Raw genomic sequence first — 23,969 nt, forward strand, 5'->3', positions numbered from 1 at the left:
TATTCGATGTTCTCAGCCTATTACCCTAATGCTCACTAGTAGGCACAGGCTTCCGCTACCGTGAGGGTTTCTCCTGAATGGAGATCTTTTATAGGACGCATGCCGACTTGTTCCGCAGACACTTCACGATAGATCACTTGATTTCCCTCTGGTGTGGTATTGATAGCCGTGACCTCAAACAGAGAGTTTCTATTGATGAGCACTTCTAGTTCATCATCACGCACCGTAGGTATCACGATTCCGTGTTGACCAAGATTGAGCTCAAAGCGCGAAAGTTGCCCATTATGAAAAGTATAAGAGGATGTTTTCGATATAGACGTCGATAAGTAGGAAGATGGGCTGACGATATCTCCAACCTTTACGTTCGATCCATAAGTAGAGAGTAAGCGCTCACCGCGAAAAACCGTCCCTTGGTATTTGATGCCATTTTTGAACGCAGAATCGATTTCTTTCACTAACGATTCTGTTTCCGCATCCATCCTACCTCGTGCTAAGCCCCTTCTTATTGGCTGGTAAGCATCGTATTGATACCTTTCTAAGGCTTCGATCTCACTATAGCTCAGCTTTTGGTTTTGCATTCCTGCTTGCTGATAAAGCTCCGATCGAATCTTAGCAAAGTCCCCATAATTCGATTCGAACCCTGGGTCGGACATATCATCAAGAATGGCCTCAATGTTATCGGCACTATAGTATTCAGCGTTATATTTGAATCCGGCAAGAGAAGTAAAAGGTATCGCCGTAAGGCAAAGGGCAAGTAAGTAGCGAATGTGCAATGCTTTCATTTTAGTAATAATAATCGTTATTTTAATAGCTTTTCATTACACAGTATATGCCCTCAGTTTAATATTAATTATTCTATATCTACTTGATTATTTATAGATAATTCGCGTTCTAATTAGTTTAGAAGATAAATGGAGTTGTTATTCGAAAGGGAATCACAGTTTGATTTATTGGTATGATCGTGAAATTGATTTATCCCATAAAGCGCACCACTCTGCTTACTTTGTCATGTTAATGGTAATTATTATCAATAACAATATTAACTGAGTGAGTAGAAATTTTAATGAAAACGATCGTAACTTTATTGTCAGCGATGCTCCCATATGCCGCAACCGCTAGTGATTCAAAAGTCACCGAATTTATTGAAGCGTTTCATGAATCCCCCCAAACAGTCATGAATGCTGTGCCAGAAAAAAGTGGCCATGTTATTTTTTCCAAGAACTCTGAATATATGAGTAGTCACCGAGACTTGATGAGAGAAACTATAATTAGAAGGGGAGAGATAAATTCGGGAATATCAGAATTTTTAATATCACCGATTCAACAAAACGATAACCCTGCTCGTTTAGTTGACTCTGGGAATGGTCTGATTCGCAATTTAGAGCAATTGTCTCAAGTGGCTCCAAATCAAACACGACTCGATGTTCAACCGTGGTCAGATACGTATTGGCCTTTGTATTCTGGTGCACTTGCTTGGCGCTATGCCGATAAGGAGTTGAGAGCGAATAACTGGCAAGCCTATTTCGACTTCAATCACTTGCAAAAACCTTTAGAGTATTATCAAGGTCAAGACCGTGATGATTTGTCGCCAGCAGAAAAATATGATCTCCTGGTTGGAGATGAGAATTTCACGTTGACGCAACGTTCATGGGATTCGGGTAAGGGGTACTATGAGTCTCGTGGACATGTTGAGCGTTGGATGGGCCTTTGTCATGGTTGGGCTCCTGCAGCCTATATGCTTCCTCGACCAAAACGGCATAGATATCAGTTTAGAGGAGTGCCGTAATCATGAGACTCAACAATGGCGCTGGGATAATGGCCAGCTGAAGAATGGCTTGGCGAACTCTCTAAAATGGAATGAACGAACTTGGTTGGTGGGAGCTGATATCAACGGCAGTCAGTGGCGTTGGAAATAAACTGAATTGTTGGCCCGCGTTATGCGGGCTTTTTTATTCTATCGACTTGCAGATTTTAATCGGAAGGCGGGGAAAGCATCAGCTTGATTTTCTGCATTCGCGAGAGCTGTGTATTCTTGAGATCTTTCCATATCGCTCTCCATTCTTGAAAGGTCACCGTTATGGGATTGAAACTGGCTACAGGTTTCGTGACGCCGTAACGCACAGTTTCAATTTCAGGTTCGAATGTGCCAAATAATTTATCCCAGATAATAAGAACGCCTGCGTAGTTTTTATCAATGTATTGTGGGTTTCTGCCATGATGAACACGGTGATGGGATGGGGTATTAAAAAGATACTCTAGAGGCCCTAGACTTCGTACCCACTGAGTATGCACAAAGAATTGCAAACCCAGATTCAAAAGCACCACAAAGATTACCCATTTAGGATCAAAACCTATGATGACGAGTGGCACCCAAAATAGCCACATCCCAGCAAGTGGGTACATTAAGCTCTGACGGAAAGCTGTACTGAAGTTCATGCTTTCTGAACTATGGTGTGCCACGTGTGCCGCCCACATCCAGCGAACGCGGTGGCTTGCCCTGTGAAACCAGTAATAGAAAAAATCCTGTAGAACCATCAGTACGATAAAGCTGATCACACCCATTTCGATATCCATTAAGTGCCAGCCGAATAACCAAAGATACAGTTGAACAATCAGTAATCCGGTTAACAAATCGGAGAGCTGGTGCATACCCGCCAACGTAAAGTTACAGAGCACTTCAGACAATTTATAACTCGAATTGTCGGGTAATCGACCTTGCTTCTGGCCAATAAAATACTCGGCCAACATACAAAGCAGGAACAAGGGAGCCAAAACAAGCAGTAGCCATTCTGGATGATTGATCAGTGAGTCGATGTCCATTTCCTGTTCCTTTTTTCTTCGTGACTAGGTGCGCTACCAGCGTGCAAAATGATCTTCGGTAAGACCAAGCACATTCTCTAGCTGATGGATGATCCCGTCGTTGTCTTGAATTGAACCTGAAAAGTGGCCGATGAACTGTCGGAAGTTACTTTTAAGTACCCATAAATTGAGCTTTTCACTGCGTTGGTTAATAGGGGTAAACGTCAGGTTGATGCGCCCATCTTGCGATGTGATTGTCCAAGGGCGGTCGATATCATCTCGGTTAAACATAAAGTACACGGGGTTAAGTAGGTGTCTAGAGCCATTCACCCACAATACGTTTTCACACCCTCCGGTTTCATTGACACCTGCCGCAAGGTTGAGGCCAATGTTTGTATTATGGGATTGCGCGTTGATGCTTGCCCAGCGCCAACTGGTTTCACGCTTCATGTATCCTGCAGAGAAATCATACCCAGCACGAGCTTGCTCTAGGGAGATAGGCTGTTGATTAATCTCAAGGCTGCCCGTTATTTTTAACGCGTTATGCTTTTGGGTGTAGGTCCAACCTGAGTAACCTGTTGGACTGCACATTGCCATGGGTAAGCTGTCGCACTCTGATTCTAAGCAAAGCTCAGCGTTGATGATTTTCGTGTTCAGTGAAACTTTCCATTGTCCGTTCTCAATATCAAACATAATGTTTTGCCCTGCAATGTTTGTGATTCCTTCAAAGGGTGAGCGCGTTACCTGTTTATCAAACTCCAGTGGTCGTAACCATGAACACTCTTCTAACTCGTTATTCTGGATGTCGTAGACGTAACAAAACGCCGAACTCAAGTAACGAATGTCTGCAATGGCCACACCGATTATGTGAGTCTCGGTAACAACGCTGACAAACTGAAATTGTTTATAGTGGAAGTGCCTTTGCCATGCGTTGGCCTTTGTATCCATGGTGTTTCGATAGTCGAACTGTTCAATATTTAGAGCGTGAGGGATCCCGTCAAAGTGCCCAATAATGGGCTGACCATTTGTGTCAATAATGCTATCTGGGGCGGGTTGAGTCTGTATCATGGCTCGCTCGTTTACATGACGTTAACAATTGGTGTTATTGTGTCGGTAGAACGATTTAATTGGGAGGTCATTTCCGGACAAAGGTGAATCTTCCATCACGGTTTTGTGCATGTCGGTTAGTTATGATTAGTGAGCACAAAGTGAAAGCACATAGGGAGCGTGGGGTGGAAATTCTCGCTGAGTACATGCCAACAGAACATCGACATCAATTGGGCGCTTTGGATGTCGCACTGCTGTTGAACACCTTAGAGCGAAGAGATGTTGATGTTGAACAACTGTTGATTGGTGCGGGCTTATCCGGTTTGGACTTACGAGACCCGAATGGAAAGTTGACCTACGCTGACAAACTCTCACTGTTTAGCATTGCCAATCAACACTTTCCTGATGACGGGTTGGGCTTATGGCTCGGAGAGCATGCAAGCTTGAGCCACTTTGGTGTGTTGGGCTATGCGTTGTCGACCAGTCAAGATGTAGCAGAGGCAATCAAATCAGGCTTTAAGTATCTGCGTTTAAATGGGCCGATATTTTCCGTCAAGTTGTTTGTAGATTCGGATCTGGCGGCGATTCAAATTGAAAATACGTTAGAGGTGGGAGACTTGCTGCCTTTTTGTAGTGAGTATTTTCTCAGCTCCATTGTGTCTCTGTTTAAAGAACTGACCGGAGAACCACTTTCAATAAACCAATTGTCGTTACCTTACGCGCGACCCAATTACGCAGAGCGATATCAAAGCCGTTTCAATTGCCCTGTGCATTTCAAGCAAAAGATGTGTGAGCTGCGCTTTGATGCTTCCGTTTTATCGCAACCTTTGCTGACTCACGATGCGACGACGTTAAAACGCTACCTTGCTTCTTGTCAGTCGATAGTTGAGACATTGGATTCTGAGCACCTACTGACAAATCAGATTAAAACGATCTTCTATCAAACCGCGGCCAGTGTCCCCAGTATTGAACAGCTTGCTTACGAGTTCGGCTGTAGCTCTCGAACATTAAGACGGGGCCTAACGACTCAAGGTTCGAGTTATCAAACATTACTTACCGAGGTTCGCGTCGAGTTAGCCAAAGAGTTGTTACTTGGCACTGCAATGAGCATCGATGACATTGGCGAAAGGCTAGGGTATAGCGACCCCGCCAATTTCAGACGAGCATTCAAAAGCTGGCTAAATAAAACACCGGCGAAGTTTCGCGACGGTCTCAGTTAATCTGGTTATAACTATTGTATCTCTTTATTTCCTGAAGAACTGCTCACGAAATTCAGTTACTTGTTGTTGATAATAACTGTCCCATTTCTGAGTATCCCAATTAGCATGACTGGCAGAGCGTTGAGAGTCTAAGCTCGATTTTAAGTGATCAAGTTGGTCTTGATAGGTCATCACCGCCTGCTGCTGTTGAGCCACTTGTTGTTCACGCGCGGTGATATTATCGGCCTGTTCGGCATCTAAATATGTCTCTTGAAGTTCAGCCTTGATCGTCGCTAACTCAACAGAGCTATAGCTGTTTGGCAGTAATGAAACAGCAAGCTCGTATTTTTGAGCCGGAGTCTCTGCGTTTAATGTTCCTGTTTTATTTTCCCATTCCGACATCAAATCTTGGTAGTGCAAGACAAACTCACTGGGCTCAACTTCCTCAAGCGTGTTTGCTCTGAGCGTAAAATCCAGATGTGCAAATTGATCGGTAAATAGCTGGTGGGCTAACTCTCCCCAAACCTCTTGTGCAGACTGCTTAAACAACTCAACACGCGCTTCCAAAGAGTCAACGGATTCAAGTGGAATTGTGCTTTCCCTTACTTGCCAATCAGCAGAGAGCTTGGGGTAATCACTTAATAGTTCAAACCATTCTATCGGTAACTCAGTTTCCAACTGCGCGAGTTGTTCAATGCAATTACTCACCTGTTGGCAAAGCGTCCAAAATTCATCGAGTTCCTTTAGTAACGTCTTACCTTCAAGTTCAGTTAGGTTTTCTGCATACGCTTTTCCGTGCAGATTTTCAGTTTGGACTTGTTTACCTTGCGAAACGCGATTGTCTGAAAAGCTTGCCGTATTTGATGTGGGACTATTGTCATCAGTCGTTTTAGAAACGTGCTTTTTTGCTTCTGTGTGTTGGACAGAAGATTGCGATGTTTCAATCGATTTTGATGACCATGAATAGCCAACAATGCTCGTCAGAGCGACGAGCATTAGGATTAATATAACTCGATGCATTATTGATTCACCGCGCTACTTGATGACAGCACTAACAGGGAAGTGGTCTGAAAGGTTGTAGTGCTTCCATAATTCACTGCTGGTTGAGCGAGGAACGTCAACGCGGTTATTGTTGTGAGCTTTTTGCGCGTACTCAGAACTCACTACCACGTAATCCAAGTATTCAACATTTCCCCCGCCAGACATAGGTGCGCCAGCAAAGTTGTTGATGCGAGGATCAAAGGTGGAAGCGGTATAACCTGAATACTCCGGCTCAGCGGCTTGTAGGTTAGCGAACATCTGTTGGTAGTCGCCTGGGAACTTCAGCTTGTTCACGTTGAAGTCACCGCTGTAAATAACCGTTTCTGAGGTTGGTATTTCCAGTGATTGAGCAAGCTGACGCATCTGTTTAAATTGGCGCTGTCGGTAGTCACGAGCCGTATCGGTATCAAATGATGCCGTGTGAGTGCCAAACACATGGTAAGCCTGACCGTTTTTGATGATTTCAGCGTAATTCACGCCTTTGTCAGCGAAACAATCCGTTCCGGTGCAATCAGGAAAAACGTACTGTGCTTCGTTGACGATAGGGTAACGGCTCACAATGATCACGCCGCCGTCATAAATGTTGATGCCATCTTTATTGAGCATCTTGGTTTGGTAAGGATACTCTTTCGCAAGTTCACGTAGGAACTTGTCTCGTCCGTTGGCAAACACTTCTTGAAGTGCCAATACGTCGTAACCCTTAACGTATTGAGGGATGAGATCGTAACGATCACCGATGTGCGAAGCGATAGCTGGAAGCGCCCAAATGTTGTAGGTCATCACTTTCAGTGTGTTGGCATCCGGTTCGGGCTGCTCATCCACTTTTTGTGGGGTGATGGTGTAGTAAATATCATCGTAGCGAGCGGTGTTATCAGCTTTGAATGCAAGTTCAGTGTTTACATCAAAAGCGTCGGTTGAACTACGGTGAATATTACGATCATCATGCAGTGTTAAGTCGACGTCTGCTGCGCTCAAACCGTGTTGCAGTGTTGAGTTGTACCAATGCCCTTCCATGGTTTGATTGAGCGTGACGCTCTCCCCAAGAGAATTTGAGACTACTGTGTCAAACTCGTATGTCTTACCGGGCTTCACGCCTGTCCAGCGGTTGAAACTGATCAGCTTTTTGGTTTCCCACGGACCAATTTGTTCAACATGTTGCTGCCACTCATCACCGAACTGAAGTAGGTCGGTACCAGTATGATTGGTTTGAATCGTCATCACTTGGTTGGTGTTGTTGGTCAGGTACACATCGGTATCTGCAATAGTTGAGGTTGAAATGAATGAAGCTGATGCAAGTAATGCACTCAGGCAAGTCCATTGAGTTTTCATTTTCACGTTATCCTTACTGATTGGTTTAAAGAATAACGTAGTAAAGAGTTATGGCATTGGAGTTATAACTCTATCAGAATTATCCAAATATTAGATATATGCCATGGTTTTATAAATTTGATTACTCATTGATAATTAACATATTGCTTTGTTGGAATGATAAGTGATACGCGCGAACGCCAAATAATAGAGGAACAATTTGGGTCTGCGGATAAGTCATTAGTGGTGTGTTTTCGTAGAAATCATAGGTCGGGAAATAACCAGAAGTGGATGCTGTGAATCACGATAAGGGATAACGCTAACCGCCTTGCTCCATCAGCATAAATTTTGCCATTGTTCAGTAAACAGATTCCTCAAAAACAGGTATGATAGTGTCGTTTTTAATCCTGAACTGGGAAAGTCATGGCAAAGTTAACACTCCAAGAGCAAATGCTTAAAGCTGGCTTGGTAAATGAGAAAAAATTAAAGAAGGCGAAGAAAGGCTCTAAAAAGTCTCGCGTTCAGTCTCGTGAAGCAAAAGCGGCAGCAGAAGAAACTAAACTGGCGCAGCAAGCGAAAGACAAAGAGTTAAACCAACAGTTGAAAGAACAGCAGTTGAGCAAAGAAATTAAAGCTCAAGTAAAGCAACTGATTGAGATGAACAAGATCGAACAGAAGAATGGTGAGATCAAATATAACTTCACCGATGGTACGCTAGTTAAATATCTTTACGTAGAAGATCTGACTCAAAAGCAACTCAGTAAAGGTATCCTAAGTATCGCGCGTCAAGGCGAAAGCTATGTTGTTATCCCTACTGCGGTAGCGAACAAGATCGCGATGCGTGACGAAGAATCTATCGTTGATACTCAAGCTTCAAGCTCAGATGAAGTAGACGAGGATGACCCGTACAAAGACTTCGTGATCCCAGATGATCTAATGTGGTAGTCCTCGACTAAACCACTATCTAATTCGTCAATTACTTGTGGCGTTAAAGAAGTATCAAAAGCCCCGATGTGTCTTACATCGGGGCTTTTTCAATGTTGGCAACTGCATAGAATTATTTACGAGCTCATCTGAACCAGTCGTGTCTCAATATTCGAGACATAATTCATTGCCAGTGTCTCACTTTCGACCGCTTTACTGGTAGGTAAGCAGGTAGGTTACCGACTAAGGCTTTGTCCAGTTAATCGGCAACAATGTCTGCGATGTCGAAAGTTGAGTCTTGTTGGTTGTTTTTAAGTTGATGATATTCGAGCTTATATTGCTCATAGCCATCAAAATAGCAGTCGCCGATTTCATTGCGTGGGCAAATTTGTACATCGTCTCTAGCGACCAGTTCAGTTGAACAAGATGGGCAGTGTTTCATAGATCCTCCTGATGGAACCTCAGTGTATAACCGACCCCATTAACTCACTCTTTTGTTTCGTTGTGATTTCATTTTTAAGTCAAGTAGCGGGTTTATTTGTCATAATCCCGGGACTTGTTGCTGTGCTTGGCTATAGAAAGGAGCGGCTATATGAGGCGCTTCGAGTACGACAATGCTGTTTATTGGACGCTACATATATTGAAGCGAGAGCGACTGCCTCCACCTAACATTTTTACATTCTCTTTTTTACCAAGCGTCTTCCATGCAGTACTTTCTTCTGCACTGAGATTTGAAGGTTGATAATCTAAGTTTGCGTATCGTGACACAATTACTTCCTTAGCCATACTTTCGGAAAGGCTGTCGATAACGTTGGTTGTCATTTGGCCATCTGAGTAGGCCATGACTACTACATCGTCGTTTTCCCCAAGCGCTGAGACTAACGAGCTTTGATTGTCTTTGCTGTATTGCACATCACTGTAACCTTGGTCTGCATCTGCTTGTTTTCCTGAAATTGAACGATAAAGCAGGCTCTTTTTACGTTTATTTAAGGCGCTCAGTGGTGTCTGGTTCTGCTCGCTGTAAATATTGACGACTTTGATATCGTTTTTAGCTGCGTATTTCAGAATCGAGCTTTGGTTACAAAGGCCTCTTCGTGTTAGTGCTGGTGAGTTCTGTAGGCTTTGAGATAAACGCTGCTCAGTTGCATCTACAATGACAATTGCGGGGTTGTTCCCTTCACGCAACGATTTTTTTAGTGCATTTCTTACCTCGATATGTGCCATTTTTCCTTCTAAAGTATCCCAGTTTGGAGAATGCTGAGGCGTTGCAGACGGTCTTGTTTCCAGCGTATATGACTTGTAGTCGTAGTGCTCTTTCGGCCAATAAGTATTTCTTTTTGCTTTTCCTAAATCGTCAGCTAAGTGAAACTCACTCACTACCTTTTCATTTTTTAAATACGCTTTAGGTTTTTCTTGTCCTAGTGCTTTCCATTGGAAGTGCATCTCTTCACGAAGGTTGATGATTGACTGCCTGGCACTACTGATTTCCGTAACAGGATCTCGACCGTGTTCAGCATTGTTGTAGTGAGTAATTCCTGTGGTCTGATATTCATAATTTGGAATGACATATTCTGTCGCTCTATTGGTGTCTGGGTGTCGGTGAGACAGAGGCGTATTACCTTGAGGTACGGCACCAGAAGAGAAGTCTCTCGCGTGTATGAGTTCATGTCCTAGTGCAACGGTTTGATTAAATGGTGTCTCTGTACCTGGAATATTGACCATCTCCGTGGTGGAGAAGTAAACCGTATTTGAGACACCTTTACCATTAAACTGTCGCTGCCAAGCTAGTGAAGCCTTGTGTTGATCTTCGAACATCGAGGGTACCGTTTCGAAAAGTCTTCCTTGTCCTTCTGGTTCCCTGATCACAGTGACAACTGTAGCCTTAGGACTATCGACTCCAATAGAATGTTCAATTAATGGTTCAACGCCATCATTAGGTGCATTAACTGGAACGTAGGTGGCGATTTGTCGTAAAATTTCTCGCCCAGTTTGAGACAATTGTAAATGGCGGATCAACACGCTTATATCAGCAAGGTATGCGTCATTTTTAGTTTGTACATAGAGGTTTCTCGACATGCGATAAAGCTTACCGTTGATGTCTGAGTTGTACCCAGCAATAACGTTCACACCATCGGGAGCATCATAAAAAAGCCCAAACTCTGAGCCTTTGCCTGCAAATATGTTGGATGAGTTAACGAGAATTAAGAACGTTAATAGGGCTTGGATGATTTTATATTTCATTGATTTATCCCTCTAATCCAACTTGTAATTCAATCCAATCTTCCAGTTCTTTTAGGAGCATATCGTTGATATGTGGGAGCATGGTTAATTCCTCTTGTTTAATAATGCCTCCAAGTTGTGCTATCGCTGATTCAAGGTTACCTTGGCTTAAAGTGGCTTTTATCCCTTCAAGTTGGCCCCATAGCTCGTGTGTAGATACATACCCGGCTTGTTGCTCAATCTCATCTTGATGCTCGCTGGAAAGGTAGCTTAGGTGTAAAGGGGAAAGTGTGCTGTTGAATAGTTGTTCGTTGTTGCTTGGAGATACGTTTATTTCTGACTGCTGATGTTGCGCAATTAGTAGATAGAGTGATAGGTCACCTAATAAATTTTGGAGTTGGTTGGCATTCGTTGTCAGCATTGCCATATCCATAATCTGCTTGAGAGCGAGTTCAACGTTTTGTTCTAAATTAGCGCGAGGTTTGGACATGACATCATCGAGTATATCGGCCATTTGGGGAGCATAAAATCTAAGGTTTTCTGCAGCGTAAACGCTTGGATATGGCACTGAATAGTTAAGTGAACGAATATAAGAAAGCGATATAGCGACCTCAAATTGAGGGCGTATAAAATTGTTGAAGATTTCATTTTGTTGAATCTGACTTAATACCCCTCCTGTTGGGCGTTCTGTTAGGAGGAGCTCATACCAACGACTGATTTGATACCAGTCTGTGCGGTTTTCGATGTTTGAGCTGTCTATTCCTTTGCTTTGTAGATAATCAACGAAAGACGTTTGGTAGCTAAGAATTTCGATGTCAGCTAGCAAGGATAATTGCTGTTCAAATACCTGATTCGAGAGTTGACCTGATATATAAGCGTTAGCTGTATTCATTAGTTGTGTTCTAAATAAATCAGCAGCCCAACCAGAGGTCACGATCGATTGTATATAATAATCGACATTAAACTCTACTCTTCTTGTTAATACGCTCACCAATTCAGGGTCTTTTTGCGGATGATAGGTATCGTATAATGCGCCAGAGTCCTGACATGCATCTATAGAAGCTTGGATCCCTCCCGGAGCTACGGAAGGTACTCCCCAACAAGTTCTAGCAGGCCGTATTTCAACGGTAGCGGTGTTAAGTTGCTCTTCACTCAGGTAATCGATATCCCACATTGCTTTGGCATACTCTCTTAAGCCGCTTTGTCTCGCTTGGAACTGTAAGTTGCTTCGGTTGATCGTGCTATGGGTGATCATGGCAAGAACGTGAGGTTTCGCCCTGTCGCTTACTTTCTTGATTAAATTTTGTCGGTACTCAGCTAATTGGCGTAAAGCAATGCCGACCAGTTCTTTCTTTTTTGTGTATATCGTTAAAGCAAGATCGTGATACTCATTAGCGTTCAATTTAGTAATGAGGTTACTAATTCGAGTTGGCCCTTGATTGCGAATGCAGTTTTCAATTTCGGCTTGAGAATGAGATGAACCTTGGCACAAAGGCTGGTGTAAATTTGAATTGATAGAGACGTACCCTAGGGACTTCAAAAGTTCTAAATCGATTCGAGCCATTTGTTTAGATAGCTGCCTGTCGTATGCTGAAGTTAATCGGCGATATTCTGTATCAGCTTCAAGAAGTAGGTGGTCGATATACATGGACACGCTCAATTTTACATGGTTATCGTACTTGGAAATCAGATTAATGGCGTCTGTTTTTTTATGATGAAAACGAGAAAAATTTGCAGAATGGTTGTTGAAAATATAGTGCGTCTGTTGTTCAAACTCGTTGATTTTTTCTTTTGCTGCAAAGTATTTAATATCGTTCGATAACAGGTTTAATTCGTCACCAACGAGGGGGATGAGAGAAAAAACAGAAGCCGCTTTATCGAGCCTAGTGGCAGATTCTTGAGAGAAAGTATTCACCATGTTGTCTACCCAAAAACCGACGGCGACCGCATCTCCGATTGGTCCTAAGACTTCTAAAGTCGAGGAGCCGACTCGACCCAGTCGATTAAATAGACTTTCTTGGCTTAATGAGCTTTGGAAAGTTTGCGGGACGTTAGTCAGAGCTTTTTCTGTTTGTGGCCATGTTGATGCGAAAGAGCTCGTGTGTGCTTCATGCTCAAGCTCACCCAATGCAATACCAAACTGCGGCTCTGAATAAACCTCATTTCGTGACCATGAAGTCGTACGATGATTGTTTATCGTGTCTAGTGATTGGGTATCCTGTGCGCCGTTGCTTAAACAAAGCGCGGCTGATAAAGGACTATATACAATGGCATTGAGCCACCATAAATGGGTCTTCTTGGTCATGTTTAACTACTCGTTTTTTCTCGAGGTTAGGGGAATTGCACTTTTCGACTAGTTTTTACTGACAACAAAGATATCGTGTCAACATAAGTAGCGAATAGGTGCTTTGGGTTTGTAAGCAACAAAAAAGCTCACCACCAGAGTGATGAGCCTAGATAGAGGGAGAATGTGATTTTTTACTTCGGTATAGGGTTAATCATAAGTTGAGCGTCTTCAAACCCAAGTTGAGCGAGGGTTGCAGAATCAAAGTTAGTAACCACCTGAATATCGCCTGCATAATAGATTTTATGATTGCTCAGTGCGGTCATCGCATCAAATGAGTTTACTGATTGTTCTGCACCGATATCGATTAGGCCTGAATATTGAGATTCAGCATTGAATTGACCTGATACGTGAGTGTAGAACGGACGCAAACTTGCTCCTGCGGCATATTGCATGCTGCTCAGGCCATATTCGTTGATTGCCCAACTCCAGTCCCACCATTTCATCTCACCTGGAATGTAAAGGTGGTCCCATTGGTAGCGGATATTCGCTTGCTCTTCGCTGTTGGTGCCCATGGTAAATGTGTGTGAAACGGTTGGACGGTTAGTTGGGTGTGAAACTAGTGCATTACCACTGTAACGAAGAAAGCCTGTGAAGTTTACGTCGTAACTCATATTAACTTTGATGCGATAAGGGTAAGAGATAGTAGAGCGCAAGAACTCAACTCTAAATGGTAATACTGAACGAGCGGGTACCGTTAAGATGGCTTGAAGGTCACTCGTCTCAGAACGCTGCCCACTATTGGTATTAGCGAAATGCTGGCCTTTTTCTAACACCACTCGAACATCGGTTTTTCCAGCTTGAGGCCAGTTAAAGTCTTCTTCCATCAAAACAACATCTGCAAGATCAAAACGATTGGTCTTATTCCACTGCGTTGATTGTAAAAAACGAAGATCGACGATGATCTGCTTCGGCTGCTCTGTTTGGTTGATTGCATAAGCGGAAAGGGTGTTGATCAGCTCTTGGTCTGTCTCTTTAACGGTGCCGTACGAGAATCCTTGAGTATCAAGTGTGTAGGAGAAGTTATCGACTGTAATCGTCGTTTTCTCATGACAACGTTCACCTGAACAGCTTCCATTACTATTCCCTTTTATCTCCCAACCGTCGTTGAGCTGTTTGATTGACATGTCTTGACCTACATAGCGGGCATTGTTACCACCCACCCATGCAAAACCAAGATTGTGAGCCAAGTAACTGAGTGGTCTGATAAAGTTTCCGTTGTCGTTGACTAAAGTGCTTTGAACCTCAAGGTTGTGGCTCCCTTGAATCGCTTGTTCATCGTAATAAGGCAGACCAGCATCCGGCGAGTTTGGATAACACCAAGTGTTGTTGCTTTCTTGTCCTTTTTTGATGAGTCCGTGATAGCCAGAGCCCATGATCACCCAATCGTCTTGAAGGCCAGTGATCTCCCAAACGTTCATACGAGAGATAAGAGCCGTTTTATGTTCTTGAGCTTCAAACTTATTCAGCGGGCGATAGTCTGAACGGCAATTATCGTCGCCAAGTTTATCTAAGACAATTTGGTCAGAGTAAATCTTTGAATGAACCGTAAAGGGTATTAAAGATAGGGCAGCACTCAATAGCATGGTTTTACTAACGTTAAGCATGAATAATTTCCTAAATGCCATTTTCTGGCTATTTTTATTAGTATGGATGATTAAATTATATTTATATTATTGTGAAGCCGAGGGCCCCTAGCGGCGAGTACTTTGTCATATAAAACAAAGCCAAAAGTACTGAAATTAAATGAAAATAAATTCTGATAAATATCAGTCACATACATTAATTAACTTGTTGCTTGATAAGGTTTTATCTTACTTGATTTCATTTGGTTTCAATTAACCAGAAAATCGGTGATGGATTTATGAACAATGATGTCTACCCTGTCCTGCTATTTACTTCATTAAGTTGTCTTTATTACCGAATGGATTGGGGAGGGTAGGTATTAATGAGAAAAAGAAAAGGAGTCTTTCAGGGAATATGTAAGGCAGGCAGACGATTAAATGATCAGGTGATTCGATAGATAAGATCAAATAATCCAGCTAACAGCCTTTCGATTGCTGCTGCATTTTTGTTTGTAAAACTGAACAGTTAAGTTGCTAAGTTATCTAGTAGCCCAGTTGTTGTATAGTTGTATAGTATCTTCGTTACTTGAAAGAAGGGATTAAGCATCACCTGGCTTTTCTCGCTTACTGTTCCAACCCATGAAGTTGTAGATACGGTATCGAGCGAAGCCTATTTGTTCGTGCAGGGCAAAGTCTGTCACTGCAAAATTGTACCACAATGGCAGCCACGAAATTTGAGCTGCCATATAATCGGCTCTTACTGGAATCACATTCAATCCGAAGTGGTTGAAATAGAGTTCACTACGACGAATGTGTAGGCCAGATGAAACTAGAACAACGTTGTCGAATTGGTGATGTTTCATTAGGTCGCTCGTCAGCTGTGCATTTTTCCAAGTGTTGACGCTGTTCGGTTCTTGGATAAGGTCGGCTATTGGAACACCAAGTCTAAGCAGTTGCTGTTCATAAACTTCAGCCTCTGTGACGCCGTTATTCTGAGCATCACCACCACTGATGATCACTTTGCATGCGGTTGTCGCTTTTGCACAATCTTTATATTGGTTTGCGGTTTCGCTGATTCGGCCAAAAGAGAAAAAAGCTGGCTCGAACTCTTGCGTGCTTCGAATAAACTGAGTGCCAGCACCGAGAAGAACAATCGCATTATTATCAGACCATTTTATATCTGGCTTAATTTCGTAATTTGCTTGCAGATCATCTAATAAATAACGAGGAATTAACCCCGTACCAATTAGCACAAATGACGAGAAAAGAACAAAGGAAAGAAAATAAGAGGTTTTTCGCCAGTGTAGTAAACGAGTAGCTAAAACGAATAATAGAAGAAGTAAAAGTATAATAAAGCTCATTGGAATCCTGTTATCGGGCTTTTGCTATGGTTAAATACTGTGTTTTAAGCGGTGCATCATATATCATTTTTTCTAGGTAACCCATTGTATTGTTGAACAAATGCACGCCCAACATTTAAAAAGCAACTCTGACATCAAATAGACAATAAAAAACCGATGCATGGGCATCGGTTTTTTTGTTTGGTGCGCCGAGCATGGCGTTGATCTAGGAGGTGAAAGTCCTCTACGGGCTCAGTCGAGCGAGAACCGTTAGCCTATGCAAGGGTGTTCACCGTGAGGTGAAATCTGAAGGAAGCAAATGGCAAAACTTGGTTGTGACGAACAGAAATCTGATAGTAGGCCATTACAACTTGGGCAACCTAGCCATAGATAGAATAGTCCAATGCCTCGACGGGAAGTGTGTAGTGGTAAATCAGGCACAGCCAAGGGAAAGAACAACGCCTTACCTCGGGAGATCTTATTGTTTGTCTCAATAGAGACTAATACAGCAGTGATGTTGTGTGATGGACAATAAGAAGTCAGCAGAAGGCATAGTACTTTGAGAACGTACAACTCAAAGGAAGGCCTGAACTGAATATATCAAGAAGCAGTCACTAGACACTCAATCATGTGGAGTCATAGCAAGATGAAACTCATCTCTACGTCCCAAAGGGCAATACCGCAAGTAAAGCTCATGGATACGAAGAATGACAAGCATGGTCGGCGTAGACAGGAGGGCGAGTCTTGGTGACCTCAACTTCGTTGATGGAGCAAATTTGCTCTTCAACCAATTTGAATCAAGCTCTTAGACGCGTGAAGAAGAACAAAGGGTGTGCAGGAGTCGACAAGTTCGACATCAACGCCACTATCTCAAGACTTCGACAGGCATCAAACGGGCAAGAGCTTCGCCAGATTCTTCTGGATGGAAGCTATCAACCTCAATCTGTTCTTGGTGTAGAAATCCCCAAAGCTAGTGGTGGCGTAAGGCAATTAGGTATCCCAACAGTCCTTGATAGGGTAGTCCAACAGGCAATCACATCAGTGCTGTCATGTATCTATGAGCCGAAGTTCTCCGACAATAGTTACGGGTTTAGACCCAACCGCAGTGCGCACCATGCATTGGCGGCCGCCAGTCGCTACATCCGAGAGGGTCGAGGTTATGTAGTAGATATAGACCTAGCAAAATACTTCGATACAGTGAATCACGATAGGCTAATGCACAGGCTGTCACAAGATATTGCTGATAAACGCGTGTTAAAGCTAATTAGGTCATACCTACAGGTAGGCATAATGCGACATGGACTAGTTGAGCAGAGACAACGAGGCACACCCCAGGGTGGGCCATTATCTCCGCTACTATCAAATATTGTATTAGATGAACTGGATAAAGAGTTAGAGCGTAGAGGGCATAAGTTCTGTCGATATGCAGATGACTGCCAAATCTACGTGCGTAGTGAGGAAGCCGCTCATCGAGTCAAAGAGTCGATAACGGAGTTCTTGGAGCAGAAACTAAAGCTGACGGTAAACCGTAAGAAAAGTGCAGCAACGAGAGTGACAAAGCGAACTTACCTAAGCCATCGCTTCCAGATAGACGGAACAATCGGGATATCGAAGACGGCACAAGCTCAAATGAAGAAGCGAGTACGTCAGATAACGAAGCGAAATCGAGGACGAGAGTTACAGGTGATAATCACGGAGTTAACTCAATATCTAAGAGGATGGCAACACTACTTCAAGCTTCCTGTTCGTAAAAGTGCAATGCAGCGCTTAGATGAATGGATACGGCGTAGGCTAAGGTGCTACCGACTAAAGCAGCGCAAACGCAGACACAGCATAGCGACATGGTTACAGCGACAAGGTGTAACGGAGCGTAATGCGTGGAAGCTAGCGATGTCAGATAAGGGTTGGTGGCATCTAGCTTTAACGCCACAGGTTAATCACGCCATGCCAATAAAATGGTTCGAGGGGTTGGGGCTGTACTCATTAAGAGATGGGTACGAGTCACTGAAAGTATATTCGGAACCGCCGTATGCGACCCACGCTTGTACGGTGGTGTGAGAGGACGGAGGCTGCGAGGCCTCCTCCTACTCGATTTAAGCTGTTTGACTCAGAATTAAGCGTTCGCTTGTTCCAACTCTTTTTGTTCTTTCTTACCCAGTATACGACTTGTAATCGTGCCGGCTGTCATTGCACCTGATACGTTAAGCGCAGTACGTGCCATATCGATGAGTGGTTCGATAGAGATAAGTAGAGCTGCGATAGTCACTGGAAGACCCATAGCTGGCAGGACGATAAGCGCTGCGAAAGTTGCACCGCCACCCACGCCCGCGATACCGAATGAGCTCACCGTAATAATCGCAATCAGAGACAGAATGAAGTTGATGTCCATTGGGTCGATGCCCACGGTTGGTGCAACCATAACTGCTAGCATGGCAGGGTAGATACCCGCACAACCGTTCTGGCCAATTGTTGCACCGAAAGTTGCAGACAGGTTAGCAATCGCTGGTGGCACGTCTAGCTTAGTAATTTGAGCTTCGACGTTCAGTGGAATCGTTGCTGCAGAACTGCGTGAGGTGAAGGCAAATGTCAGTACAGGCCAGATTTTTTGGAAGTATTCTTTCGGGTTTACGCCAACAAAAGAGATCAACACACCATGGACAACAAACATCAGGATGATTGCGACGTAAGAAGCAACGATGAAACCCATTAGGCTTAGGATGTCTGAAGCACTTGATGTTGCGACAACTTTCGCCATTAACGCGGCGATGCCGTATGGCGTTAGTGCCATAATCATCTTAACTAAACGCATGACGATAGATTGAGCTGCTTCAACGAATGTGCGAATTGGTGACTCTAGATCTTCTTTCTCAACCATTACCTTACGAGCAGCAATGCCTGAAAGCACACCGAAGATAACCACCGCGATGATTGAAGTAGAGCGAGCACCAGTTAGGTCTGCAAATGGGTTCGTTGGAATGAAGCTAACCAGCATTTGTGGAATAGTTAGGTCAGACACGCTTCCCATGCGGCTTTCTAGTGTTGCGATACGAGCTGTTTCACGAGCGCCTTCGGTTAAGCCTTCTGCCGAAAGACCGAATGCTTGAGCTACTGCAATACCCACAATCGCAGAGATCGCTGTTGTTGCCAGTAATACTGAAATAGTGATACCAGAAATCTTGCCCAGTGAACCACCTTTCTCAAGCTTCACCACGGCCGCAATCATTGAAACCAATACTAATGGCATGATCACCATTTTTAGTAGGCCAACATAGCCACTGCCAACAACATTTACCCAATCCAACGTTTCTTTGATGGCCGGGTTGCCTTCGCCAAATAGTAGCTGTAGGCCTAGGCCGAATGCGCTACCAAAAACTAAACCTAATAGAACAAGGCGAGAAAGTGTGTTTTCCTTTTTCTGCTGTCCGTAGAGAAAGAATAAAATACCAATGAATACCGCTAAGGCAGCGATAGTTGGGAATGACATTTAATGTCCTTATGAATTACTTCAGATTGTGGGTGGCCTAGATGTATAGGCTTAAGTACTGTTGGCTAAGATAACGTTCTGTTACAAAACGTAAAATAAAGAAAAGTAATTGATTAGAACAATTAGTAATATTCACTCAATGGGATGAATAGATATCCAACATTTTGGTGAATAGATGAGCTTTTTAGCGATATTTTGCCAATAAATTGAGCATGTCACTTGACGAATAAATTTCTATATTTTGGAAATTATTTTCGAATAATCGGAACAACATGGTTTGTGCCACGTCTTTTGATTGAATAGGGCGCAGGTTTTTATATTTCCCAATCATAAATGGTGACAGCAGAGGGAAAATACTTTGTAGGAGTTTTTCATCGGCTCGTGGTTGGGCTCTTTCGCCAACAAGAGGACCTGGACGAGCAATAAACAGCTGCTTGAAGCCAATTCGCATTAAGTTCTGTTCCATTTGTCCTTTGCATTTTAGGTAGTGAGAATAAGATCTTGCTGATGCACAATAGCTTGAAACCACAGCAAGTCTTTCTACTCCAATAAACTTCATCGACTGTGCCACCTGGCTGACTAATTCAACATCGACTTTGCGCAATGCTTCTTTAGAACCCGCTTTTTTCTTGGTCGAACCCAGGCAGATAACGCCTAAGTTGGGCGTCGCTTTGGTATCGTCCCAGCTTGTTACTTGAAGGTCACTGTGAATGAGCGTGTGGAGTTTGCTGGAGTTAAACTGAGAATCAAGTGCTCTTCGGGACAATGCATAGATATGCTCGACCGCGGGTTCGTCTATGAGTAACTCCAAAACGTGTGAACCTATCAGGCCTGTTGCTCCTGCAACAATGACCGATGCTTTGTCTCCTGAAATACTCATAGCTATCCTTAACCCTTGGCAAGTGCTTGTTTAATATAAACAGTGTTTGAATTTTAAGCGAATAAAACTTTTGAACAACGAGTGGTCAGTTGCGTGGTTGATAGGATGGAAGTCTAACAATAAGTTAAAACGGGGCTGGTGGTCTAAAATCTAATGTTCAATATTAATGCAGTGCGAGATATAACAAAGCCCGCTGGGCAACGGGCTTGTCATAATCATGTGAAGGATAGTGGGATTTTCTTCAATTTCTTACTTGCTTTTTTATTCGATTTAATTGGTTTCCTTTTGCTTGTGAGCATTTCACCTCCTAAATCTTTGTTTTTTACTAGTCTACTGTTTGTTACTAAGTGAGGGAGTCACTTTTTGTTAGCGTCTTACTGCACTTGCTTTGTTGTTAACTTCTCGATGGAGAGAGACCGACAAGTTACTTGCTTAACTTATCAACGGAGAAGGTTTAATAAGTTATTTCATAAAAAAAAATTATAAACGATGCCAAAATTCAAATTATTCATAGACCAATATCAGTATTGTAGGTGTTTTAGGGTTTGTCAATTTGAGAAAAAATTAGCGTGATCTGTTTAAATTAAGAACACTCTCTACGGTTTCTGTTGATTAGGGATAGATACAGCATTACTTAACACGTAAACTCAGTCGTAATTCACATAGACCAAGGACGTGCTATGAACCTCAAGCTTGATACTCTTGCTCCCACTCAAATTTATCACCTGATGACACAAACCGTTGTTCCTCGCCCGATCGCGTGGGCATTGACGGAATCTTCTGACCAAGAGTACAACCTAGCGCCTTTTTCTTATTTCACGCCTGTTTCCAGCAATCCGCCGCTACTGATGTTATCGGTTGGGAAAAAGCCTTCAGGTGAAATCAAAGACACCACTCGTAATGCCCTTGAAACGGGTAAGTTGGTGATTCACATTGCTTCTTCAAGTTCTGCAGAAACAATGACGGCGACCGCTGCGACACTGGATCATGATGAATCTGAAGTGACGTTGAATAATATCGAGCTCGTTGAATTTGAGGGATTTTCTTTACCAAGAGTAAAAGAATGCCCGGTGGCTTTCGGTTGCACACTTTATGAAGTAAAAGAGGTCGGCGAGGTTCCACAAAGCTTGATATTTGCTCAGGTCGAAACCGTGTATATCTCAGAATATATCATCGACAAAGACAGTGAGCGTCTTAAGATCGACGCGTTAGCACTTGATCCTTTATCGCGACTGGGTGGAGGTGAATACGCCACGCTTTCCAATGTGTTCTCTGTCGTTCGCCCTAAATAGTCTTAACCATTTAGCTCAAGCATAACAAGCGCTCTCAAACTCGTTTCATCAATTTAAGTGCCACTAATTTTATGTTAGATACAAAATACTCACAGTCCATCCAACATCGTATTGACCAAAAAACTAAGCCGTTAGGCGCTCTTGGTTTATTAGAAAAAGTCGCACATCAATTGGCGTTGATTCAGAGCCAAGGTCAAGAGTCTGCGGTTGAATACATCGAATTGAACAAGCCTAGTATCATCATATTTGCTGGCGACCATGGCATTGCTGACGAAGGCGTGAGTATTGCTCCAAGTGCTGTCACACAACAAATGGTGTTGAACTTCTTAAACGGCGGCGCAGCGATTAATTGCTTTTGTGCGATGAACAACATCGATATTACGGTGGTGGATACTGGGATTTTCTTACCAGTAGAATCTCATAGCCCAATGCTGATCTCTCAGCGCTTAGGTACACGAACCAATAACTTTGCCAACGAAGCGGCAATGAGTTTAGAAACGGTTGAACGCGGAATTGAACTGGGCGCAGAGCTTGTATCTAGAACCATTTCGAATGGCACAAACATCATCATGTTTGGTGAAATGGGTATCGGAAACACCAGCAGCGCGTCTGCGATTTTAAGTGCACTAGCAAACCGTACTGCGGCAGAGTGTGTTGGTTTAGGTACTGGCATCAACAACGAACAACTCGCACGTAAAGTGGCGCTGGTAGAACACGGTGTTGCTCGTTGTAAAGGGCTCGATCCTAAATCGATTTTAGCTCAAGTCGGTGGCTACGAGATCGTGCAAATGGTGGGTGGTTTCCTTGGTGCTTACCAAAACAGAACGCCAGTATTAGTCGATGGTTTTATTGTGTCAGTTGCGGCGTATGTTGCGACCTTAATTGAGCCTAACTGTCTCGATTACATGATCTTTGCGCATCGCTCTGAAGAGTCCGGACACAAAATTTTACTAGACCTGCTCAATGCTGAGCCATTGCTCGACCTTGGTTTAAGACTAGGTGAGGGGACAGGCGCTGCACTGGCCATGCCAATCCTCCAAGCGGCGGCAGAGTTTTACAATAATATGGCGAGTTTTGAGAGCGCTGGAGTCACAGTTTAATGGGTGATACGCCAGAAAGAACGTTAAAAGATCGCGCAACTTATCAATGGGAACTTTTTTCGTTAGCAATGGGCTTCTTTTCTCGTTTGCCGATGCCAAACAATACACCCTATTCAGAAGAGCGTATGAACCGTTCTGGTCGTTACTTCTCAACAGTCGGTTTGTTACTTGGTATCTTGAGTGGCGGTCTGTTCTTACTGCTCGATGCGGTATTGCCGAGTTCGATTGCCATATTTTTGATGATGAGCTTTAACTTGATACTTACTGGTGCCTTCCATGAAGACGGCTTAACCGATATGGCGGATGGCATCGGTGGCGGTATGACATTGGAACGCCGTTTAACCATCATGAAAGATAGCCGTATCGGCACCTATGGCGCGTCTGCGTTGATTATGGCTTTGCTCGGCAAGTGGGTTTTATTGAATGAACTCATAAGCATGACCGGACTGTTTATGGTCATCGTGACGAGTTATACCTTTAGCCGTGCGATTGCGGCGTCCCTCATTTTTGACATGCCTTATGTCAGCGATTTGGATACAAGTAAGAGTAAGCCTTTAGCCAATAAGCAAACTAGGGGCGAACTTGTCTTTCTATTGCTTGTGGGCGTTTTACCTAGCCTGTGGTTTGGTCTTAAGTTCGTTTTGGTTATATCTGTCGTCGCCTATCTGTTCAGAACAGGTTTTAAAAAGTGGTTAATCGCACGCATTGGTGGCTTTACTGGTGACTGTTTGGGGGCAGCTCAACAGTTGATGGAGTTGCTGATTTACGTTGCGTTCGCTGCTGCTTTTTATAACGGCCTTATGTAACTCATTTAGGACTTCAGGGACAACGCATGACAACAAATAATCAAGTGAACCAAAGTCATTGCCATCTTATTTTCGGAGGCGCTCGCTCGGGCAAGTCGAGTTTTGCAGAACAACAAGCATTATTTGCGCTTGAAGCATGTTTAAATGGACGTTTGCATTACATTGCGACTGCCACCTATCTAGACGATGAAATGCGTGAGCGTATCGTCCATCATAAAGAACGTCGACGCGAACATTGGATTGAGCATGAAGTGCCCGTCGAATTAGCCACGAAACTGCAGTCTTTTAACCAAGATGATGTGGTGCTGATTGATTGCCTAACATTGTGGCTGAACAACATCATCTTTGAACTGGGTGAGGATGCGACTAATGAGCAAGTCGAAGCTGTGGTTGAAGGCTTGGTTAGAAGTGTCGAGCAAAGCACGGCAAACATTATCATGGTATCTAACGAAGTAGGTTTAGGCGTTGTTCCTCTGGGTAAAGTGTCGCGCTTGTTTGTAGACAATGCGGGGCGAATGAACCAAGCATTGGCTCGCGTTGTCGAACGAGTTACGTTGATAGCTGCCGGATTGCCACTGCACTTAAAACCATCTATTCATTCGCTTGATACTCAAGGCTAG

20 protein-coding genes are annotated in these 23,969 nt (G+C 43.4%); 8 read left to right on the forward strand and 12 right to left on the reverse strand.

Annotated elements, in window-relative coordinates:
- Nucleotides 1–35: 35 nt before the first annotated feature.
- Nucleotides 36–782 (reverse strand): ADP-ribosyltransferase, encoded by a 747-nt coding sequence (locus ACMAZD_RS08145; RefSeq protein WP_435249225.1) that lies wholly within the window; start codon nt 780–782, stop codon nt 36–38.
- Between the two features lie 281 nt (nt 783–1,063).
- Here ACMAZD_RS08145 and ACMAZD_RS08150 point away from each other — a divergent pair, with 281 nt between their 5' ends.
- Nucleotides 1,064–1,786 (forward strand): hypothetical protein, encoded by a 723-nt coding sequence (locus ACMAZD_RS08150; RefSeq protein ID WP_435249226.1) that lies wholly within the window; start codon nt 1,064–1,066, stop codon nt 1,784–1,786.
- A 185-nt stretch (nt 1,787–1,971) separates the two neighbouring features.
- Here ACMAZD_RS08150 and ACMAZD_RS08155 read toward each other — a convergent pair whose 3' ends face one another.
- Both ACMAZD_RS08155 and ACMAZD_RS08160 read right to left on the reverse strand, forming a co-directional pair.
- The gene (locus ACMAZD_RS08155) at nt 1,972–2,820 is read right to left on the reverse strand and encodes a sterol desaturase family protein (RefSeq protein ID WP_435249227.1); all 849 of its coding nucleotides are present in this window, start codon (nt 2,818–2,820) and stop codon (nt 1,972–1,974) included.
- A gap of 33 nt (nt 2,821–2,853) precedes the next feature.
- Nucleotides 2,854–3,867, reverse strand: coding sequence for a DUF2804 domain-containing protein (locus ACMAZD_RS08160; protein ID WP_435249228.1), 1,014 nt, complete (start codon nt 3,865–3,867; stop codon nt 2,854–2,856).
- A gap of 164 nt (nt 3,868–4,031) precedes the next feature.
- Here ACMAZD_RS08160 and ACMAZD_RS08165 point away from each other — a divergent pair, with 164 nt between their 5' ends.
- Nucleotides 4,032–5,066 (forward strand): AraC family transcriptional regulator, encoded by a 1,035-nt coding sequence (locus ACMAZD_RS08165; RefSeq protein WP_435249229.1) that lies wholly within the window; start codon nt 4,032–4,034, stop codon nt 5,064–5,066.
- A gap of 24 nt (nt 5,067–5,090) precedes the next feature.
- Here the strand turns inward: ACMAZD_RS08165 and ACMAZD_RS08170 are convergent, their stop codons facing one another.
- Nucleotides 5,091–6,041 carry a chromosome partitioning protein ParA gene (locus tag ACMAZD_RS08170; protein ID WP_435249344.1) on the reverse strand — a complete coding sequence of 317 codons (951 nt, stop codon included), beginning with the start codon at nt 6,039–6,041 and terminating at the stop codon, nt 5,091–5,093.
- 39 nt (nt 6,042–6,080) lie between these two features.
- A complete protein-coding gene (locus ACMAZD_RS08175; RefSeq protein WP_435249230.1) occupies nt 6,081–7,415 on the reverse strand; it encodes a sphingomyelin phosphodiesterase in 1,335 nt (444 codons plus the stop codon).
- Between the two features lie 402 nt (nt 7,416–7,817).
- Between ACMAZD_RS08175 and ACMAZD_RS08180 the strand changes: the two genes are divergently transcribed.
- Nucleotides 7,818–8,339 (forward strand): DUF2058 domain-containing protein, encoded by a 522-nt coding sequence (locus tag ACMAZD_RS08180; RefSeq protein ID WP_004734880.1) that lies wholly within the window; start codon nt 7,818–7,820, stop codon nt 8,337–8,339.
- A 238-nt stretch (nt 8,340–8,577) separates the two neighbouring features.
- Here ACMAZD_RS08180 and ACMAZD_RS08185 read toward each other — a convergent pair whose 3' ends face one another.
- From ACMAZD_RS08185 to ACMAZD_RS08205, 5 genes are all read right to left on the reverse strand, one after another.
- Nucleotides 8,578–8,760 carry a hypothetical protein gene (locus ACMAZD_RS08185; protein ID WP_017104482.1) on the reverse strand — a complete coding sequence of 61 codons (183 nt, stop codon included), beginning with the start codon at nt 8,758–8,760 and terminating at the stop codon, nt 8,578–8,580.
- A 179-nt stretch (nt 8,761–8,939) separates the two neighbouring features.
- Nucleotides 8,940–10,559 (reverse strand): M91 family zinc metallopeptidase, encoded by a 1,620-nt coding sequence (locus ACMAZD_RS08190; protein WP_435249231.1) that lies wholly within the window; start codon nt 10,557–10,559, stop codon nt 8,940–8,942.
- A 4-nt stretch (nt 10,560–10,563) separates the two neighbouring features.
- The gene (locus tag ACMAZD_RS08195; protein ID WP_435249232.1) at nt 10,564–12,843 is read right to left on the reverse strand and encodes a hypothetical protein; all 2,280 of its coding nucleotides are present in this window, start codon (nt 12,841–12,843) and stop codon (nt 10,564–10,566) included.
- A 173-nt stretch (nt 12,844–13,016) separates the two neighbouring features.
- A complete protein-coding gene (locus tag ACMAZD_RS08200; protein ID WP_435249233.1) occupies nt 13,017–14,489 on the reverse strand; it encodes an aerolysin family beta-barrel pore-forming toxin in 1,473 nt (490 codons plus the stop codon).
- 557 nt (nt 14,490–15,046) lie between these two features.
- Entirely contained in the window at nt 15,047–15,808 is a 762-nt protein-coding gene (locus tag ACMAZD_RS08205) for a YdcF family protein (protein WP_435249234.1), read from the reverse strand.
- 744 nt (nt 15,809–16,552) lie between these two features.
- On the opposite strand from ACMAZD_RS08205, the gene ltrA reads away from it, so the two are divergent.
- Nucleotides 16,553–17,845 (forward strand): group II intron reverse transcriptase/maturase, encoded by a 1,293-nt coding sequence (gene ltrA / locus ACMAZD_RS08210; RefSeq protein ID WP_435249345.1) that lies wholly within the window; start codon nt 16,553–16,555, stop codon nt 17,843–17,845.
- A gap of 55 nt (nt 17,846–17,900) precedes the next feature.
- Here ltrA and ACMAZD_RS08215 read toward each other — a convergent pair whose 3' ends face one another.
- The gene (locus ACMAZD_RS08215) at nt 17,901–19,271 is read right to left on the reverse strand and encodes an L-cystine transporter (protein ID WP_435249235.1); all 1,371 of its coding nucleotides are present in this window, start codon (nt 19,269–19,271) and stop codon (nt 17,901–17,903) included.
- 184 nt (nt 19,272–19,455) lie between these two features.
- The gene (locus ACMAZD_RS08220; protein ID WP_435249236.1) at nt 19,456–20,151 is read right to left on the reverse strand and encodes an NAD-dependent epimerase/dehydratase family protein; all 696 of its coding nucleotides are present in this window, start codon (nt 20,149–20,151) and stop codon (nt 19,456–19,458) included.
- 680 nt (nt 20,152–20,831) lie between these two features.
- On the opposite strand from ACMAZD_RS08220, the gene ACMAZD_RS08225 reads away from it, so the two are divergent.
- The 4 genes from ACMAZD_RS08225 (at nt 20,832) to cobU (ending at nt 23,969) form a co-directional block, all read left to right on the forward strand.
- Nucleotides 20,832–21,443 carry a flavin reductase family protein gene (locus ACMAZD_RS08225; RefSeq protein ID WP_435249237.1) on the forward strand — a complete coding sequence of 204 codons (612 nt, stop codon included), beginning with the start codon at nt 20,832–20,834 and terminating at the stop codon, nt 21,441–21,443.
- 71 nt (nt 21,444–21,514) lie between these two features.
- Nucleotides 21,515–22,543 (forward strand): nicotinate-nucleotide--dimethylbenzimidazole phosphoribosyltransferase, encoded by a 1,029-nt coding sequence (cobT, locus tag ACMAZD_RS08230; RefSeq protein WP_435249238.1) that lies wholly within the window; start codon nt 21,515–21,517, stop codon nt 22,541–22,543.
- Complete coding sequence (locus tag ACMAZD_RS08235; protein WP_435249239.1) at nt 22,543–23,349, forward strand: adenosylcobinamide-GDP ribazoletransferase; 807 nt, start codon at nt 22,543–22,545, stop codon at nt 23,347–23,349. The genes cobT and ACMAZD_RS08235 overlap by 1 nt, the downstream gene beginning before the upstream one ends.
- A 26-nt stretch (nt 23,350–23,375) precedes the next feature.
- On the forward strand, nt 23,376–23,969 hold the full coding sequence (cobU, locus tag ACMAZD_RS08240) for a bifunctional adenosylcobinamide kinase/adenosylcobinamide-phosphate guanylyltransferase (RefSeq protein WP_435249240.1): 594 nt from the start codon (nt 23,376–23,378) through the stop codon (nt 23,967–23,969).

Source organism: Vibrio sp. nBUS_14, from assembly GCF_051201655.1.
Lineage (GTDB): Bacteria > Pseudomonadota > Gammaproteobacteria > Enterobacterales > Vibrionaceae > Vibrio.

Coding starts and splice junctions, on each gene's coding strand:
- ACMAZD_RS08195 (WP_435249232.1), bottom strand. CDS start 12,843: ATGACCAAGAAGACCCATTTATGGTGGCTCAATGCCATTGTATATAGT.
- ltrA (WP_435249345.1), top strand. CDS start 16,553: ATGGAGCAAATTTGCTCTTCAACCAATTTGAATCAAGCTCTTAGACGC.
- ACMAZD_RS08190 (WP_435249231.1), bottom strand. CDS start 10,559: ATGAAATATAAAATCATCCAAGCCCTATTAACGTTCTTAATTCTCGTT.
- ACMAZD_RS08175 (WP_435249230.1), bottom strand. CDS start 7,415: ATGAAAACTCAATGGACTTGCCTGAGTGCATTACTTGCATCAGCTTCA.
- ACMAZD_RS08170 (WP_435249344.1), bottom strand. CDS start 6,041: ATGCTCGTCGCTCTGACGAGCATTGTTGGCTATTCATGGTCATCAAAA.
- ACMAZD_RS08155 (WP_435249227.1), bottom strand. CDS start 2,820: ATGGACATCGACTCACTGATCAATCATCCAGAATGGCTACTGCTTGTT.
- ACMAZD_RS08225 (WP_435249237.1), top strand. CDS start 20,832: ATGAACCTCAAGCTTGATACTCTTGCTCCCACTCAAATTTATCACCTG.
- ACMAZD_RS08220 (WP_435249236.1), bottom strand. CDS start 20,151: ATGAGTATTTCAGGAGACAAAGCATCGGTCATTGTTGCAGGAGCAACA.
- ACMAZD_RS08150 (WP_435249226.1), top strand. CDS start 1,064: ATGAAAACGATCGTAACTTTATTGTCAGCGATGCTCCCATATGCCGCA.
- ACMAZD_RS08200 (WP_435249233.1), bottom strand. CDS start 14,489: ATGCTTAACGTTAGTAAAACCATGCTATTGAGTGCTGCCCTATCTTTA.
- ACMAZD_RS08160 (WP_435249228.1), bottom strand. CDS start 3,867: ATGATACAGACTCAACCCGCCCCAGATAGCATTATTGACACAAATGGT.
- ACMAZD_RS08205 (WP_435249234.1), bottom strand. CDS start 15,808: ATGAGCTTTATTATACTTTTACTTCTTCTATTATTCGTTTTAGCTACT.
- ACMAZD_RS08235 (WP_435249239.1), top strand. CDS start 22,543: ATGGGTGATACGCCAGAAAGAACGTTAAAAGATCGCGCAACTTATCAA.
- ACMAZD_RS08215 (WP_435249235.1), bottom strand. CDS start 19,271: ATGTCATTCCCAACTATCGCTGCCTTAGCGGTATTCATTGGTATTTTA.
- ACMAZD_RS08185 (WP_017104482.1), bottom strand. CDS start 8,760: ATGAAACACTGCCCATCTTGTTCAACTGAACTGGTCGCTAGAGACGAT.
- cobT (WP_435249238.1), top strand. CDS start 21,515: ATGTTAGATACAAAATACTCACAGTCCATCCAACATCGTATTGACCAA.
- ACMAZD_RS08180 (WP_004734880.1), top strand. CDS start 7,818: ATGGCAAAGTTAACACTCCAAGAGCAAATGCTTAAAGCTGGCTTGGTA.
- cobU (WP_435249240.1), top strand. CDS start 23,376: ATGACAACAAATAATCAAGTGAACCAAAGTCATTGCCATCTTATTTTC.
- ACMAZD_RS08145 (WP_435249225.1), bottom strand. CDS start 782: ATGAAAGCATTGCACATTCGCTACTTACTTGCCCTTTGCCTTACGGCG.